General features: G+C 73.2%; 17 protein-coding genes. 6 read left to right on the top strand and 11 right to left on the bottom strand.

Features of this window, described 5'->3' with window-relative positions; genetic code table 11:
- Positions 1 to 25: 25 nt before the first annotated feature.
- Complete coding sequence (locus tag ACIBQ8_RS01425) at positions 26 to 1,795, bottom strand: AMP-dependent synthetase/ligase (RefSeq protein WP_397168088.1); 1,770 nt, start codon at positions 1,793 to 1,795, stop codon at positions 26 to 28.
- Between the two features lie 50 nt (positions 1,796 to 1,845).
- Positions 1,846 to 2,028, bottom strand: a complete 183-nt coding sequence (locus ACIBQ8_RS01420; protein ID WP_352354135.1) for a hypothetical protein — start codon at positions 2,026 to 2,028, stop codon at positions 1,846 to 1,848.
- Between the two features lie 25 nt (positions 2,029 to 2,053).
- On the opposite strand from ACIBQ8_RS01420, the gene ACIBQ8_RS01415 reads away from it, so the two are divergent.
- The 3 genes from ACIBQ8_RS01415 (at position 2,054) to ACIBQ8_RS01405 (ending at position 5,453) form a co-directional block, all read left to right on the top strand.
- Positions 2,054 to 2,581, top strand: a complete 528-nt coding sequence (locus tag ACIBQ8_RS01415; protein ID WP_397168086.1) for a CGNR zinc finger domain-containing protein — start codon at positions 2,054 to 2,056, stop codon at positions 2,579 to 2,581.
- 234 nt (positions 2,582 to 2,815) lie between these two features.
- Positions 2,816 to 4,417: an ABC-F family ATP-binding cassette domain-containing protein gene (locus ACIBQ8_RS01410; protein WP_397190662.1), complete on the top strand. Its 1,602-nt coding sequence runs from the start codon at positions 2,816 to 2,818 to the stop codon at positions 4,415 to 4,417.
- A 37-nt stretch (positions 4,418 to 4,454) separates the two neighbouring features.
- Positions 4,455 to 5,453: a hypothetical protein gene (locus ACIBQ8_RS01405; protein ID WP_397168082.1), complete on the top strand. Its 999-nt coding sequence runs from the start codon at positions 4,455 to 4,457 to the stop codon at positions 5,451 to 5,453.
- A gap of 67 nt (positions 5,454 to 5,520) precedes the next feature.
- On the opposite strand, the gene ACIBQ8_RS01400 is transcribed toward ACIBQ8_RS01405, so the two are convergent.
- Both ACIBQ8_RS01400 and ACIBQ8_RS01395 read right to left on the bottom strand, forming a co-directional pair.
- A complete protein-coding gene (locus ACIBQ8_RS01400; RefSeq protein WP_352331027.1) occupies positions 5,521 to 5,778 on the bottom strand; it encodes a zf-TFIIB domain-containing protein in 258 nt (85 codons plus the stop codon).
- Between the two features lie 59 nt (positions 5,779 to 5,837).
- Positions 5,838 to 6,692 (bottom strand): phosphotransferase family protein, encoded by an 855-nt coding sequence (locus ACIBQ8_RS01395; protein WP_397168081.1) that lies wholly within the window; start codon positions 6,690 to 6,692, stop codon positions 5,838 to 5,840.
- 40 nt (positions 6,693 to 6,732) lie between these two features.
- On the opposite strand from ACIBQ8_RS01395, the gene ACIBQ8_RS01390 reads away from it, so the two are divergent.
- Positions 6,733 to 7,041 (top strand): hypothetical protein, encoded by a 309-nt coding sequence (locus ACIBQ8_RS01390; protein WP_397168079.1) that lies wholly within the window; start codon positions 6,733 to 6,735, stop codon positions 7,039 to 7,041.
- A 60-nt stretch (positions 7,042 to 7,101) separates the two neighbouring features.
- Here the strand turns inward: ACIBQ8_RS01390 and ACIBQ8_RS01385 are convergent, their stop codons facing one another.
- Positions 7,102 to 7,341, bottom strand: coding sequence for a hypothetical protein (locus ACIBQ8_RS01385; RefSeq protein ID WP_352331431.1), 240 nt, complete (start codon positions 7,339 to 7,341; stop codon positions 7,102 to 7,104).
- Positions 7,342 to 7,491: 150 nt separating this feature from the next.
- Between ACIBQ8_RS01385 and ACIBQ8_RS01380 the strand changes: the two genes are divergently transcribed.
- Positions 7,492 to 8,388 (top strand): TIGR03619 family F420-dependent LLM class oxidoreductase, encoded by an 897-nt coding sequence (locus ACIBQ8_RS01380; protein WP_397190661.1) that lies wholly within the window; start codon positions 7,492 to 7,494, stop codon positions 8,386 to 8,388.
- Here the strand turns inward: ACIBQ8_RS01380 and ACIBQ8_RS01375 are convergent.
- The 3 genes from ACIBQ8_RS01375 to murQ are packed head-to-tail and all read right to left on the bottom strand — an operon-like array spanning position 8,385 to position 10,829.
- Complete coding sequence (locus ACIBQ8_RS01375; RefSeq protein WP_364333958.1) at positions 8,385 to 8,762, bottom strand: VOC family protein; 378 nt, start codon at positions 8,760 to 8,762, stop codon at positions 8,385 to 8,387. The genes ACIBQ8_RS01380 and ACIBQ8_RS01375 overlap by 4 nt on opposite strands.
- A 4-nt stretch (positions 8,763 to 8,766) precedes the next feature.
- Complete coding sequence (locus ACIBQ8_RS01370) at positions 8,767 to 9,873, bottom strand: serine hydrolase domain-containing protein (protein WP_397190660.1); 1,107 nt, start codon at positions 9,871 to 9,873, stop codon at positions 8,767 to 8,769.
- Positions 9,874 to 9,929: 56 nt separating this feature from the next.
- Positions 9,930 to 10,829 carry an N-acetylmuramic acid 6-phosphate etherase gene (gene murQ, locus ACIBQ8_RS01365; protein WP_397168073.1) on the bottom strand — a complete coding sequence of 300 codons (900 nt, stop codon included), beginning with the start codon at positions 10,827 to 10,829 and terminating at the stop codon, positions 9,930 to 9,932.
- Positions 10,830 to 10,886: 57 nt separating this feature from the next.
- On the opposite strand from murQ, the gene ACIBQ8_RS01360 reads away from it, so the two are divergent.
- Entirely contained in the window at positions 10,887 to 11,999 is a 1,113-nt protein-coding gene (locus ACIBQ8_RS01360; protein ID WP_397190659.1) for an exo-beta-N-acetylmuramidase NamZ domain-containing protein, read from the top strand.
- A 2-nt stretch (positions 12,000 to 12,001) separates the two neighbouring features.
- On the opposite strand, the gene ACIBQ8_RS01355 is transcribed toward ACIBQ8_RS01360, so the two are convergent.
- The 3 genes from ACIBQ8_RS01355 to ACIBQ8_RS01345 are packed head-to-tail and all read right to left on the bottom strand — an operon-like array spanning position 12,002 to position 14,858.
- Positions 12,002 to 12,865 (bottom strand): GNAT family N-acetyltransferase, encoded by an 864-nt coding sequence (locus tag ACIBQ8_RS01355; protein WP_397190658.1) that lies wholly within the window; start codon positions 12,863 to 12,865, stop codon positions 12,002 to 12,004.
- Positions 12,865 to 13,875: an ABC transporter ATP-binding protein gene (locus tag ACIBQ8_RS01350; protein ID WP_397168068.1), complete on the bottom strand. Its 1,011-nt coding sequence runs from the start codon at positions 13,873 to 13,875 to the stop codon at positions 12,865 to 12,867. The genes ACIBQ8_RS01355 and ACIBQ8_RS01350 overlap by 1 nt, the downstream gene beginning before the upstream one ends.
- The gene (locus tag ACIBQ8_RS01345) at positions 13,872 to 14,858 is read right to left on the bottom strand and encodes an ABC transporter ATP-binding protein (RefSeq protein WP_397168066.1); all 987 of its coding nucleotides are present in this window, start codon (positions 14,856 to 14,858) and stop codon (positions 13,872 to 13,874) included. Before ACIBQ8_RS01345 ends, ACIBQ8_RS01350 begins: the two co-directional genes overlap by 4 nt.
- Between the last annotated feature and the right edge of the window lie 3 nt (positions 14,859 to 14,861).

Raw genomic sequence — 14,861 nt, 5'->3', positions numbered from 1 at the left:
CCAGACCCGCCGTCCGGCGGCGCTGTCAGTCGGTGTAGAAGCCGTCGAGGACGTCGGCGTGGCGTTCCTCGACGGCCTTGCGCCTGATCTTGAGGCTGGGCGTCAGCTCGCCGGTCTCCACGGTGAAGTCGCCGGCCAGGATCGCGAATTTCTTGACGGTGGCGTAACTGGCCTGGTCGGCGTTGACCTGCCGGATCGCCTTGTCGACCTCCTCGCGCATGCGCGGGTGCCCGCACAGCGCCTCGGGGTCGGCCGGCAGCGACTCGGCCTCGGCCCACGGGCGCACGACGTCCATGTCGAGGGTGACCAGCGCCGTCACGTAGTTGCGGCGGTCGCCGTGCACGAACACGTGCGAGGCGAACGGGCAGGCGGCTTTGATCCGGCCCTCCAGGTAGGTGGGGGCGACGTACTTGCCGCCCGAGGTCTTGATCAGCTCCTTCTTGCGGTCGGTGATCAGCAGCCGGCCGGCCGGGTCGAGCTCGCCGATGTCGCCGGTGTGCAGCCAGCCGTCCGTCAGCGCCTCGGCCGTCTCCTGGGGCAGGCCGTGGTAGCCGCGCATCACGCCGCGCCCGCCGATGAGGATCTCGCCGTCGTCGGCGATGCGGACCTCGGTGCCGGGCAGCGGCGGGCCGACCGTGCCGAACCGCACCGACTCGGGACGGTTGAGGAAGCTGCCCGCCGACGACTCGGTCAGGCCGTACCCCTCCAGGATCGTCAGGCCGGCGCCGTCGAAGAACTCGGCCACGTCCCGCGACAGCGGCGCGGCACCGGAGATGAAGAAGCGGATCCGGCCGCCGAAGCGCGCCCGCAGCTTGGCGAAGACCAGCCGGTCGGCCAGCGCGTGCTCGACCCGGGTGGTGAGCGGGACGGCCGCCTCGCGCTGCCGCGCCCTGCTGACCCGCAGGCCGGTCTCCCGCGCCCACTCGAAGATGCGCAGCTTGACCCCGCCCTCGCGGCGCACGGTGGCGACGACGGTGTTGTGGATCTTCTCGAAGATGCGCGGCGCGGCGGCCATCACGGTCGGGCGCAGCGCCCCCAGGTTGTCGGCGATGCGGTCGAGACGGCCGTCGATCGCGGTCGGCACGCCGATGTCGATCATCACGACCTCCAGCAGCTTGCCGAAGGAGTGGGACAGCGGCAGCCACAGGAAGTGCAGGTCGTCGGGGGACAGCAGGCCGATCTCGCGGACCGAGCCGGCCGCGAACAGCCAGTTGTCGTGGGTGAGCTCGACGCCCTTGGGACGTCCGGTGGTGCCGGAGGTGTAGATGAGCGTGGCCAGGTCGTCCTGGGCGATGGCGTCCACCAGGGCGTCGTAGTCCTCGGGCGCGCCGCCCTGGCCGTGGCCGACCGAGTCGAGGGTGACCACCCAGCCGTCCTCGCTCGCCGAGCCGTCCACGACCACCACGCACGTGACGTCGGGCAGCTCCTTCTGCACGGACCTGAGCTTGGCCACCTGCTCGTCGTCCTCGGCGATGACGATCGTGCTGCCGGAGTCGGTGATGACGAAGGCGCACTCGGCGGCCGTGTTCGACGGGTAGATGGTGGTGGTGGCCGCGCCCGTGGAGAGCACGGCCAGGTCGGCGAGGATCCATTCGAGCCTGGTCGAGCAGAGGATCGACACGCGCCGGCCGGGCCCCGCGCCGAGCCCGGCCAGCCCCAGCGCCAGTCCGCGGACGCGCTCGCCGACCTCGCTCCACGACAGGGAGGTCCACGCCTCGCCCGACGGCACCCGGTACGCCTCGGCGTCGGGGGTGGCCGCGATCCGGTCGCGCAGCAGGGAGGGAATGCTGGACATGCCTGACCTCCTGAGGGGTGTGCCGCCGACTCTAGGACGAGTGCGCCTGATCAGTCGATGGCCGTGATCGACCTGCCGCCGGCCGGGGGCGGGCCGGCGGAGGCGACCGTCCTGGACGTGCGCACCTCCCACGCGCCGCAGGCGCAGCGCAGGTAGGAGACCAGGCCCTCGGAGGTGCGGTGGGAGGAGACGAGGGTCAGGGCGAAGGGGTCGTGCGGCTCTCCGGGATGCATGACTCCAACCTGATGTAATGACCTTGTGCATTTCAACACTTACGGCGGCAACGGCGCCGAACTCGCCGCGGCCCTGGTCAACGCGAGCGACTTCAGCCCGGCCGCGGTGCGGGAGACGCTCACGGCCAACGCCATGTGGCGCACGGACGTCACCCCGGCCCAGGCGGCGGAGCTGGCGGCCTGGGCGCGCCGGCTGGCCCCCGTCTTCGGGGAGCCCGACCTCGGCGTCCAGGTGCGGCTGATCAACGAGCTGCTGGAGATCACCGCGTCCCGGCCGCACATCAGCACGCACGACGGCCTCGAACCCCACCTGCACTTCTTCTCCGTCGAGGCCGACATCGTCTCCAGGGCCAAGGACACCACCGCGGGCGGGCTGGCCATGGCCGTGTGCTTCTCCGACGGGCGGCGGCTCGGGCGCTGCGACCGGACGGGATGCGAGACCGTCTATGTGGACACCTCGCGGAACGGGCGGCGCCGGTTCTGCTCGCTGATCTGCGCGAACCGGGTCAACGTGGCCGCCCATCGAGCCCGGAGCGTTGCCCGTCCGTCGTGATTCGGGTAATATGTCCGGGTTGTATCGCCGACCCCTGGGGGCAGTTGACGTGAGGATCTGAGGCCGCGGGCACCGCGCCTACCCGCCCGGTCACGGGCTCTGTCGCGTGCGCACCCCGACCTCGGCGACCTCCTCGCCCCGGTTCTTCCCAGCTCAGGCTGTCTGGTTGTCGCGCGCGCAGCGGTGTTCCCGCCAAGTCACGAAATTTCGATTTTTGTGATGGGAGCCGCCTTTATGTCTTTTTCCATTGTCGTCGATCACGTGTCCTTCGGCCGGCCCGACGGGACCATGGTGCTCGACGGTCTCGACGCCGCCTTCCCCGCCGGACGTACCGGGCTCATCGGGGCGAACGGGTCGGGCAAGTCCACCCTGCTCAAGGTCATCGCCGGGGAGCTGACCCCGGCATCGGGCTCGGTCTCGGTCACCGGCGAGGTGGGGTACCTGCCGCAGAACGTGCCGCTGGAGGGCAGCCGCACGGTGTCCGACCTGCTGGAGATCAGCGGGAAGCGGGCCGCGCTGCACGCCGTCGAGAGCGGCGACGTCGCCGAGGAGCACTTCACCGCCATCGGGGACGACTGGGACGTCGAGGAACGCGCGCTGGCCGAGCTCGACCGGCTCGGGCTCGGCCACGTCGGGCTCGACCGCACGGTCGCGACGCTGTCGGGCGGCGAGGCCGTCATGGTCGCGCTCGCCGCGCAGATCCTCAAGCGCCCCGCCGTGCTGCTGCTCGACGAGCCCACCAACAACCTCGACCTGGACGCCCGGCGGCGGCTCCACGCCGCGGTCTCGGCGTACCCGGGGGTGCTGGTCGTGGTCAGCCACGACCGGGCGCTGCTCGGCCTCGTGGACCAGATCGCCGAGCTACGCGACGCCGCCGTGCGCCTGTACGGCGGCGACCTGAGCGCCTACGAGGAGCAGGTCGCCGCGGAGCAGGAGGCGGCCGAGCGCACGGTCAGGACCGCCGAGGGCGAGGTGCGGCGGCAGCGGCGGGAGCTGATCGAGGCCAGGACCAAGCTCGACCGGCGTGGCCGCAACGCGCGGAAGGCGTTCGAGAACAAGAGGGTGCCCAAGATCGTCGCCGGCGGGCTCAAGATGAAGGCCCAGGTGGCGGCGGGCAAGCACCGCGCGCTGCACCAGGAGCGGCTGGCCGAGGCCAGGGGCAGGCTGACCGAGGCGGAGCTGGCCGTGCGCGACGACGCCGAGATCCGCGTCGAGCTGCCCGGCACCGCCGTCCCGGCCGGCCGGACCGTGCTGACGCTGCCGCTCGACCGTCCCGACGGCTCCGACGGCACGCCCGGCCGGGACGGGCTCAAGGCGCTCGACCGGCTGGTCGTCCGGGGCCCGGAGCGGATCGCGCTGCTCGGGCCCAACGGGTCGGGCAAGACGACCCTGCTGCGCGGGATCGTCGAGCACGGCGCGCACGTCCCGGTGGCGTACCTGCCGCAGCGGCTGGACGTGCTCGACGACGCGCTGAGCGTCGTGGACAACGTCCGGGCCGTGGCGCCGGCGGCCCCGGTCAACGACGTGCGGGCCCGGCTGGCCCGCTTCCTGTTCCGCGGCACGCGGGCCGACCAGCCCGTGGGCACGCTGTCGGGCGGCGAGCGGTTCCGCGCGACGCTGGCCGCGCTGCTGTCGGCCGATCCGCCGCCGCAACTGCTCCTGCTGGACGAGCCGACGAACAACCTGGACCTGTCCAGCGTGCGCCGGCTCTCCCAGGCGCTGGCGGCCTACCGGGGCGCGCTCGTCGTGGCCAGCCACGACGTGCCGTTCCTGGAGACGCTGGGGATCACCCGGTGGCTGCGACAGGATCGGGATGAGGGACTGGCCGAATCGTAATTGACGTCTGGGGATCAACCGGGCAATAGTGGGGCAGGTGGCTTCACCCCGGTTGATCTCCTGCGTTCTCGCCCTGGCGACGGTGACGCTCGCCGCCTGCTCCTCTCCTCCACCGCTGACCGGCGGTGAGCCGAAGGTCAGCGGCGTGGCGGACGGCAAGGGCGGAGCCTTCGGCGACCCCGGTGGCGATCCGAGTGGCGATCCCTCGTCGGGGTCGAGCCCCGCCGTCAGCGCCCTGACGCCGGAGGCGTACAAGGGCGAGCTCGACAGCAGGCACAAGGCGATGACCGGCGCGATCAGCGGGCTGGCCGGCGCGCGCGGGGTCCAGGCGCTCAACCAGCGCGTGGACAAGGCCGAGCAGGCGCTGAGCGGCGCGGCCGACGCCCTGTCCGCGATCGCCCCGCCCGCCGAGATCCGCGCCCAGCACGACGCGTACGTCACCAGCCTGCGCGACTTCGCCGCCGAGCTCGGCTCCACGGCGGGCAAGGTCGGCAGCCGCGAGCTGTGCACCTCCTCGGCCGTGCTGAGCGACCTGAACACCAAGCTCACCGCCCTGAACAAGGCGGGCGAGGCGCTGCAGAGCGCCGGCGACTACCCGGCCGACGTCGTCACCGTCAAGGCCGGCGGCAAGCAGAACAGGCGGCTGAAGAACGGCGCGTTCATCCGCCGGACCTCCCTCGGCGGCCGCAGCTCGCTGGAGGTCGACAACGGCGGCACCCGCGACGCCGTCGTCACGGCGGTCAGGGGCGGCGGCAAGACCTTCAGCGTGTACGTGCGCAAGAAGACCAAGTTCAAGGTCAGGGGCGTGCCCGACGGCACGTACAAAATCTACTTCACCCACGGCGTGGACTGGGACGGCAAGAGCAGGTCCTTCAGCCGCCAGTGCAGCTTCGAGCGGTTCCAGAAGTCGGTGAAGTTCAAGACCACGGTCACCGCCACCCAGATCCTCTGGCACGACTGGCGGGTCACCCTGCACGCCATCTCCGGCGGCAACGCCCGCACCGCGCCCGTCAATCCGGACGACTTCCCGAGCTGACCGGTTCGGGCCCGCGCACGCGAAAGGGCCGCGCGAACGCGCGGCCCTTTTCCGGCTGCCGGGGCGATCAGGTCGAGAACAGCATGCCCACCCAGCTGCGCTGGCGGTGGTGGCCGTAGTGGTGACCGCCGTGGTGGGGAGCGCCCCAGGCCGGCCCGGGGGCGGGGGGCGGCGGCGGAGCGGCGTGGTACTGCGACTCCATGCGGGTCAGGGTCTCCAGCTCGCCATAGTCGAGGAAGATCCCACGGCAGTTGTCGCACTGCTCGATGTGGACGCCGTTGCGCTCATATGTCCGCATGTTGCCGCGGCACTTCGGGCACTGCATCTAAGTCGCTCTCCTTGGATCCGGGGTCTCAGGCTGAAACCTACCGCGTGCGGCCCCCGTCACGCTCGGACGATTCTGCTGCACGATTCGATTAACGCGTGCTCCACCTCGTCGAGTTCCCGGTTCTCGCGCTCGGCGTTGAAGACGGCCACCGCGGCCAGTTGGACGGTCAGCGCCCGGGCCGGCAGGTCGAGCCGCTGCCAGGGATCGTCGCCCTGGCCGAGCGCGGGGCCGCCGGAGGCCAGGTAGGCGCCGAGGAACCGCTCCCAGACGGCCGGCTCCAGCAGGCCCGCCGCGTACCAGGCGGCCGGTCGCGCCAGGTCCCAGGCCGGGTCGCCGACGCCCAGGTCGTCGACGTCGATGAGCAGCCACCGGTCGCGGCAGACGAGCTGGCCCAGGTGCCAGTCGCCGTGAGTCAGCAGGCCCGGCGCCGGGGCGGGCTCGGGCAGCTCCTTGAACGCGTGCCGGACGAGCTGCTCGACCGGGCCGTCGCCGTTCATCCTGGACACCGCGCGGGCGGCCCGCGCCGGGCCCCCGGCGGGCGGCATCGGCGGCACCAGCGTCAGGGGGACGGCGTGCAGCCGGGCCAGCAGCCGCGCGCCCTCCTCCCAGGGGGCGGACCCGGGATCGTCGTGGGGGACCGGGCGGCCGGCCGGCCAGACGCTGACCGCGCGGCCCGCCGCCGTCAGCACCTCGGCCTCCAGCGGGGCCAGCAGCACGCCGTTGACCGCGGCCGCGGCGGCGGCCCTGAGCCGGGTGCGCAGCGGCTCCACCTCGTCGCGGGCGGAGTGGGCCTTGACCACCACCTCGCCCATCCGTAACACGACCACGTCGGTGCGTGTCTGGTGTCGCACGGGCTCGCCCGTGCCGCCGTACGCCGCGGCGATGCCCGCAAGCTCCTCCTCTAGACCCACTCGTACAGAGTATTGGGCAGTGTTGGGGGTAAATGCCGTCGTGATGGCCGAAGCGAGGGAGTGGGCGGCGCTGGCGCGCGAGTGGCTGAGGGCGAGCTCGCCGCGGGCCGCCCAGGCGATGCGCGAGCACGATCAGGAGGCCGCGCGGCGCCGCCGGGAGCGGCGCCCGGCGGCGCGCCGGCGCGTGGGCGGGGAAGCCGCCCAGGAGCCGGCGCGGTGGGCGGTCGAGCCCGAGGCGCCGGACGCCCCGGGCCGGGAGGAGATCGAGCGGGCGCGCGCGGCGCTGGCGCGGGCGACCTCGCTGGAGCGGGCGCGGGCCCGCGCGCGGCGGGAGCGGGGGCACGGCTGACGCGCCGGATCGAGCCGCGCCTGGCCCTGACGCAGGACCGCGGTCACCCGCCCGCCGCGGCTACTTCCGCAGCCAGAGCATGTAGTACGGGCTGTCCCAGCGGCACTCGTACTCCTTGTAGCCCTTCGTGACGAGCAGGGTGGTGCCCGCCGACACGCAGTTCTGCAGCGTGCGGTACGCCTGGTACGGGGTCCAGCTCGTGGCCGAAGCACCGGCCGGAGCGGCGACGGAGAGGGTGCCGACGGCGAGGGCCCCGGCCATGGCCAGTGCCACGCCGAGCCGTGCGGACTTCTGTCGCATGCATCGTCCTTCCTCGTGGGGCACGGCGCGGGCGCGCCGTGTTGATCATTTCCACGGTAGCGCTTCCTGATCAAAAAGATGCCCCTTTTGTCGATCTTGTACCTTTCATATGGTGGGAGATCGCGCACCCGGTTCGGTCACACTGGGAGCATGAGAATCGGTTTCGCCGTACCCCAGTCAGGGCCCTGGGCCACGCCGGAGAACATGCGCCGCATCGCCACGCGGGCCGAGGAGCTGGGCTACCACGAGCTGTGGACGTTCCAGCGGCTGCTGTACCCCGTGGGGCATCCCATGGGGCCGACCTACCGCAGCGTGCACGACCCCCTGGTCACGCTGGCGCACCTGTCCGGCCTCACCCGGACGATCCGGCTGGGCGTGGCCGTGGTCAACGCGTACGTGCAGCCGGTCGTGCTGGCCAAGCAGCTCGCCACCCTGCAGACCCTCTCCGGTGGCCGGGTCAGCGCCGGCATCGGGCTCGGCTGGGTGCCGGAGGAGTTCGAGGCCGCGGGCGTCGGCATGGAGCGGCGCGGGCGCAGGGGCGAGGAGTTCGTCGAGCTGCTGCGCAAGGCGTGGACGGACGACGTCGTCGAGCACGACGGCGAGTTCTACCGGGTGCCGGCCGCCCACATCGACCCCAAGCCGGCGCCGGGGCCGCCGCAGATCCTGCTGGGCGGCACCGCCGAGGTCGCGCTGCGCCGGGCCGGCCGGCTGGCCGACGGCTGGATCAGCTCCAGCAGGGAGGACCTGTCGGCGGTCGCGGGCCGGATCGGGCTGATCAAGGAGACGATCGCCGGCGCCGGGCGCGAGGCGGCCTCGTTCCGCTTCGTGTGCCGCGGCGTCACGCAGGTGCGGCCCGACGGCGCTCAGGACGCCCGCCGGCCGCTGACCGGCACCTACGAGCAGATCAGGCAGGACGTCGCCGCCCTGGCCGCCGAGGGCGTCACGGACGTCTTCCACGACCTCAACTTCGACCGGGAGATCGTCACCGCCGACGCCGGGGAGGCGATGCGCCGGGCCGAGGAGGCCCTGGAGGCGCTGGCGCCCTAACCGCCGTAGGGGACCGTGATGATCTCCAGGTTGTGCCCGTCGGGGCCCGACCAGTAGAGTCCGCGGCCGCCGTCGTGGGTGTTGATCACGCCGGGCCTGGTGTGCCCCGGATCGGCCCAGAACGTCAGGCCGCGGCTCCTGATCCGCCCCCAGATCTGGTCGAACTCCTCCTCGCCGACGAGGAAGGCGTAGTGCTGCGGGGTCACCTCGCCGTCGGCCTGCATCACGTCGAGCGAGACGTCGTTGGCCAGCGTCACGACCCGGAACGGGCCGTAGACCGGCGCGGGCTCCAGGCCGAGGACGTCGACCAGGAAGGCGGCCGTGGCGTCCCGGTCGGTGGCGGCGACGATGGTGTGGTTCAGCTGCACGGGCATGCGTTCACGCTACGTGCCGCAGCGCCTCGGCGGCCACCGCGCACCGCAGCTCGCGCATCCCCGGCCGCCCGCGCACCGGATGGACGGCGTTGGTCAGCAGCACCACGGTCAGCCCGCGGGCCGGATCGACCACCAGCGACGTCCCGGTGAACCCGGAGTGGCCGTACGCGCCGTCCAGCGGGCCCACGATGCCGGGGTCGCCGATCCGCACGCCGAGCCCGTGCCGGAACGCGGCCCCCTCCGCCCCCTGGTCGCGGGTCATCTCGGCCACGCTCGACGGGCTCAGCATCGCGCCCCCGCCCAGCCGCAGCGCCTCCCCGAAGGCCAGCAGGTCGTCCGCCGGGGCGAACAGGCCCGCGTGCCCGGCCACCCCGCCCAGGGCGTGCGCGGTCTCGTCGTGCACCTCGCCGCGCACGCAGCCGGGGCCGGGGCGTTCGGGCTTGAACTCGGTCGCGGCGACGCGCTCGGCCCGCCCGCCGCCGCCGACCCGCCGGTAGCCGGTGCCGGGGAGGCCGAGCACGTCCGTGATCCGGGCGCGGACCAGGACGTCGAGCGGGGCGGACGCGGCCAGCTCGGCGATCCGGCCGGCCATCACCATGCCGACGTCGCTGTAGAGGTAGGGGCCGCCGACCGGGCCGGTGACCGGCGTGGTGAGCATCGCGGCCATGCGCTCGTCCGGCCCGGCCTGCGGAAGCTCCAGGTCGATCCGGCGGGTCGGCGTCAGGCCCGCCGTGTGGGTGAGCAGGCGGCGCAGCGTGATCCGCGGGTCGGCCCCGGGGATCCATGCCCGCACCGGCTCGTCCAGGTCCAGCAGGCCCTCCTCGGTGAGCGAGAGCACCACCGCGGTGGTGCACAGCTTGCTGACCGAGGCCAGGTCGAACACCGAGTCCCGGCGCGCGGGGGGCCGCTCGGCGGCGAGCGTCCCGGGAGCCACCGGGACGGCGTCCGATCCGGTGTCCGATCCGGTGCCCGGCTCGGCGTCGGTGTACCTGACCAGCTCGCCCGCCGCCGCGGCGGCGGCCACCGTGCCGTGGACGGCGATCAGCGCGACCGCCGCCGGGCACACCTCGGGCACCGCGGCGGCCAGCAGGTGCTCCAGCCGGTCCGACATCCCCGTTCCCCCCTCGTCAGTCCCCTTTTGTGCCCCGGTGCGTCCCGCCGGGTACGTCAGCCGCTGAGCGCGTCGCTGAGCCGCTCTCCGTGCGACTCCAGCAGCGCGCGGGCCGCGTCGGGGTCCAGGCCGTGCTGGATCATCACCACGGCCGTCTTCGCCTGGCCGCCGGCCGCCTCCAGCGCCGCGCCCGCCGTCGCGGCGTCGGCCCCGGTGATCTCGCTCACCATGCGCAGCGCGCGGGAGGCGAGCTTGCTGTTCATGGCCGACATCTCGATCATCTTGTTCCCGTAGGTCCGGCCCAGCCTGACCATGGAGATCGTCGAGATCATGTTGAGCACGAGCTTCTGCGCCGTGCCCGCCTTGAGCCTGGTCGAGCCCGCCACCACCTCGGGCCCCACCACGACCTCGATCCCGTGCTCGGCGGCGGCCGACAGCGGCGCGCCCGTGTTGCACGAAAGCGCCGCGGTCAGCGCCCCCCGGCCGGCGGCCTCGGCCAGCGCGCCCAGCACGAACGGGGCCCGCCCGCTGGCCGACACGCCCACCACCGAGTCGAGCGCGCCCACCTCCAGGTCCTTCATGGCCGCCGCGCCCGCCTCGGCGTCGTCCTCCGCGCCCTCGATGGACCGGGTCAGCGCCTCCGGCCCGCCCGCGATGACGCCCTGCACCAGCGAGGGGTCGGTGCCGAACGTCGGAGGGCACTCGCTGGCGTCGAGGACGGCCAGCCGTCCCGAGGTGCCGGCGCCGACGTACAGCAGCCTGCCTCCCTCGGCCATCCGGGCGGCGATCGCGTCGATGGCCGCCGAGATCGCCGGGACGGCCGCGGCCACGGCCACGGGCACCTCGGCGTCGGCCTGGTTCATCAGTCGGGCGATCTGCTCCGTCGGCAGCCGGTCGATCTGGCTGTAGCGGGGATCGCTCTGCTCGGTGGACAGCTCGGGCAGCGGATCAATCATGACGCTAATTTCCACCCTTTACTTCTCAGTTGTAAATATCTTTCAGACAATGGATCCATGTCACACGTACGCACCGGAGCCGAACGGCTGGCCGCGGACCCCGCGCTGGCCGGCGGCGCCCGTCTCGGCCTGATCACCAATCCCACCGGCGTCCTGCCCGACCTGACCCCCACGACCGAGGCCCTGCTGGCCGCGGACCTGCCCCTGACCGCGCTGTTCGGCCCCGAGCACGGCCTGCGCGGCACGGCCCAGGCGGGATCGAGCGAGCGCGACGCGGTGGACCCCGCGACGGGACTGCCGGTCTACGACACCCACGAGCTGTCGGGCGACGACCTCGACCGCGTGGTCGCCGCCTCCGGCGTGGACACGCTGGTCTTCGACATCGCCGACGTGGGCGCCCGCTTCTACACCTTCGTCTGGACCATGTACGACCTGCTGGCCTCGGCCGCCCGGCTGGGCCTGCGGTTCGTGGTGCTGGACCGGCCCAACCCCCTGGGCGGGACCGTCGAGGAGGGCCCTCTGCTGGACCCGGCGTTCGCCAGCTTCGTGGGCCGCTTCCCGCTGCCCGTGCGCCACGGCAGGACCGCGGGGGAGCTGGCGGCGCTGTTCGGCTTCGACGCCGACCTGCGGGTGGTCACGATGGAGGGCTGGCGGCGGGACATGAGCTGGGCGGAGACCTGCCTGCCCTGGGTGATGCCCTCGGTCAACATGCCGACCCCCGACACCGCGCTGGTCTACCCGGGCACCGGGCTGTTCGAGGGCACCAACTTCTCCGAGGGCCGCGGCACCACCCGGCCGTTCGAGCTGGTCGGGGCGCCGTACGCGGACGAGCGCTACGCGGCCGTCCTGAACGGGCTGGAGCTGCCGGGGGTGCGGTTCAGGGACACCTGGTTCACCCCGACGTTCCACAAGCACGCGGGCCTGCCCGTCCGCGGGGTGCAGCTGCACGTGCACGACCAGCGGGCCTTCCGGCCGGTGCTGACCGGGTTGTCGATGCTGCACACGGCCCGCGTCCTCTACCCCGGCGACCTGGTCTGGAAGGGCGAGGACCTGTTCCTCGACCTGCTCTGGGGCTCCGACACGCTCACGCGCTGCCTGGAGGCCGGGGACGACCCGCGCGAGCTGTGCCCGCCGCCCGGCCGTCCCGAAGGACATCTGCTCTACAGCTGACATCACGCCAGATCGCGCCGGTAGAGCCAGAAGACGCGTTCGGCTCGCGCGCCCACGGCGCGCGAGTAGAACCGCAACGGCCCCACCCATCCGATCTCGGCGCTGTCCTGACCGGCGGCCCGCTGCTCGGCCAGGCAGCGGCGCAGCAGCACCCCGCCGAGGCCGAGCCCGCGGGCGTCCGGGGCGGTGCCCATCGGGCCGAACCAGGCCGGCCGCGCCCCCCAGGCGGCGAAGGCCAGGACGCGCCCGTCGCGCTCGGCGTAGTGCAGGCCGGTCGCGTTGGCCGCCTCCCAGGCCCACCGCTCGTTCCAGTGCTCCTCGACGAACGCGGCCACGGCCGCGCGGCCGGCGCCGTCGGCGCCCGCCGCCCGCACCGTGACCCCCGCCCGCTCCAGCCGCGCCAGGTCGTCCTCGACGGACAGGTCGGCCCGCAGGTCGGCGGTCATGTTCCAGGCGACGTGGTAACGCTCGTAGCCGAGGCTCTCGGCCAGGCAGGCGGCGGCGGTGTACCGCACGTCGATGCCGGGCCAGGCGTAGCAGGGCGGGTTCCCGGCGAAGCGCGCCTGCCGCACGCCGTGCCCGCGCAGCCACTCCTCGGCCGCCCCCACCAGCGCCCGCCCGTGCCCGCGGCCCTGGACCGAGGGGTGCACGGCCAGCAGGTCCAGGTGCCCGACCTCGGGGTCCTTGGACGAGACCGAGGTCATCACCACCCCGCCGTCGGTCGCCAGCGCCGTCCAGCGGCGCTCGGCGGGCGGCTCGGCCAGGCGCCGGACCAGGCCGGGGGCCTCGGGCGCGTCCAGCGTCAGCGCGGCGGCGGCCACCCGGGCGGCCTCGGCCAGGTCCGCGCCGCGGACGGTGGGCGACATCACACCTCGCTCATCGGGCGCGCGATCACGTCACGCCGCTCGGGGTAGAAGCACGCGTGCTGCTGCGGCACGCCCTCGGTGATCTGCAGCAGCGGCCGCTCGCCCGCGCACCGCTCGCCGCGGAAGGGGCAGCGGCGGGCGAACAGGCAGCCCTCGTCGGCCTTGCTCTCGTCCAGCGACTCCAGGGGCGTCACCGGCTGCGCGCCGGGCTCCTCCAGGCCGTGCAGAACGGGGATGGCCGACAGCAGCGACTGCGTGTACGGGTGCACCGGGTCGGCGATGACCGTGTCCACCGGGCCGCGCTCGACGACCTGGCCGCGGTAGATGACGTAGAGCTCGCCGTCGTCGCCGATGTAGCGGGCGGTGGCCACGTCGTGGGTGATGAACAGCACGCTCACGCCCAGCCGCTCGCGCAGGTCCTTCAGCAGCGCGAGGATGCCCAGCCGGAGCGAGACGTCGATCATCGAGACGGCCTCGTCGGCGACCAGCATCTCCGGGTCGACGGTCAGCGCGCGGGCGATGACCACCCGCTGCCGCATGCCGCCCGAGAGCTGGTGCGGGTAGCGCCCCAGCACCGAGCCCGGGTCGAGGCCCACCATCGACAGCACCTCGGCGGCCCGCTCCTCGATCCACTCCTTCGACCGCCCGGTCTGCCCGGCCCGCAGGCTGAGCGGCGCGTAGAGCGTCTGGTGGATGGTCCGGGTCGGGTTGAGCGCCGAGTACGGGTCCTGGTGGATCATCTGGATCTTGCGGAAGTACGGCTGGCGCTTCTTCTGCTTGAGCCCCGACATGGACACGTCGCCGATGACGATCTCGCCCTCGTCGTAGGTCTCCAGCCCGGCGATGATCCGGCCCAGCGTGGTCTTGCCGCAGCCGGACTCGCCGATGAAGGAGGCCGCGCCGCCCTTGGGGATGGAGAAGTCCACCCCGCGCAGCGCCCGCACCTCCCGCCCGGCCAGCACGTTGCCGCGCTGCTTGTACGTCTTGACGATGCCGGTCCCGGTGATCACGCGTGCTCCTTCACGGTCACGGCGTGGCAGGCCACGACCCTCGATCCATGCGCCACGGCCTGCGGGTCCGCGGTGTCGCACACGTCCATGCGCAGCGCGCAGCGCTCCCTGAACACGCAGCCCTCCTTCGGCACCGTGGCCAGCGTCGGCGGCCGGCCGGGCAGCGCCTGGGCCTCGGCGATGTCGCCCACGAGCCGGGGGATGGCCCTGATCAGGCCCCGGGTGTAGGGGTGGCTGGGGGAGCCGAGCACGTCGCGGGTGGGGCCCTGCTCGACCAGGCGGCCGCCGTACATGACGACCAGGCGGTCGGCGACCTCGGCCACGACGCCGATGTCGTGCGTGATGACCAGCGTGGTCAGGCCGCGCTCGGCGTGCACCTCGCGGACGATCTTCAGGATGTTCGCCTGGGTGATCATGTCCAGGGCGGTCGTCGGCTCGTCGAGCACCACCAGGTGGGCGTTGAGCACCAGCGCCAGCATGATGCCGACCCGCTGGCGCATGCCGCCGGACAGCTCGTGCTGGTGCGAGTCGAGCACGCGCGCGCCGTCCAGGCCCATGCGGCCGAGCAGCTCTTTCGCCTCGCGGACCAGGCCGCGCAGGTCCTCCACGCCGTGCGAGCGGCCCAGGTCGAGGAGCTGCTTGCCGACCGTCTTGAGCGGGTTGAGCGAGTTCTGGGCGGCCTGGAAGACGTACCCGATGTGCCGGCCGCGGGCCTTGCGCAGCTCCTCGCCGGCGAAACCGGTCACGTCGCCGAGACCGTCGATCTCGACGCTGCCCGCGGCGATCCTGCCCGGCGGCTGCACCGCGTTGAGCAGCGACAGCGCCAGCGTGGACTTGCCCGAGCCGGACTCGCCGACGATGCCGGTGATCGTGCCCGGCTCCAGCGTCAGCGTGACGTCCCGGACGGCGGGCAGCTCGCCCGCGGGGGTCTTGTAGACGACCGTCAGGCCGTCGATGCGCACTCCCGGCGCTTGTTCGGCCACTTG

The organism is Nonomuraea sp. NPDC049646 (assembly GCF_044465525.1).
Taxonomy (GTDB): Bacteria; Actinomycetota; Actinomycetes; order Streptosporangiales; family Streptosporangiaceae; genus Nonomuraea.
Note: the sequence above shows the minus strand (reverse complement) of the source record. Positions and strands in the feature narration are given on the sequence as shown.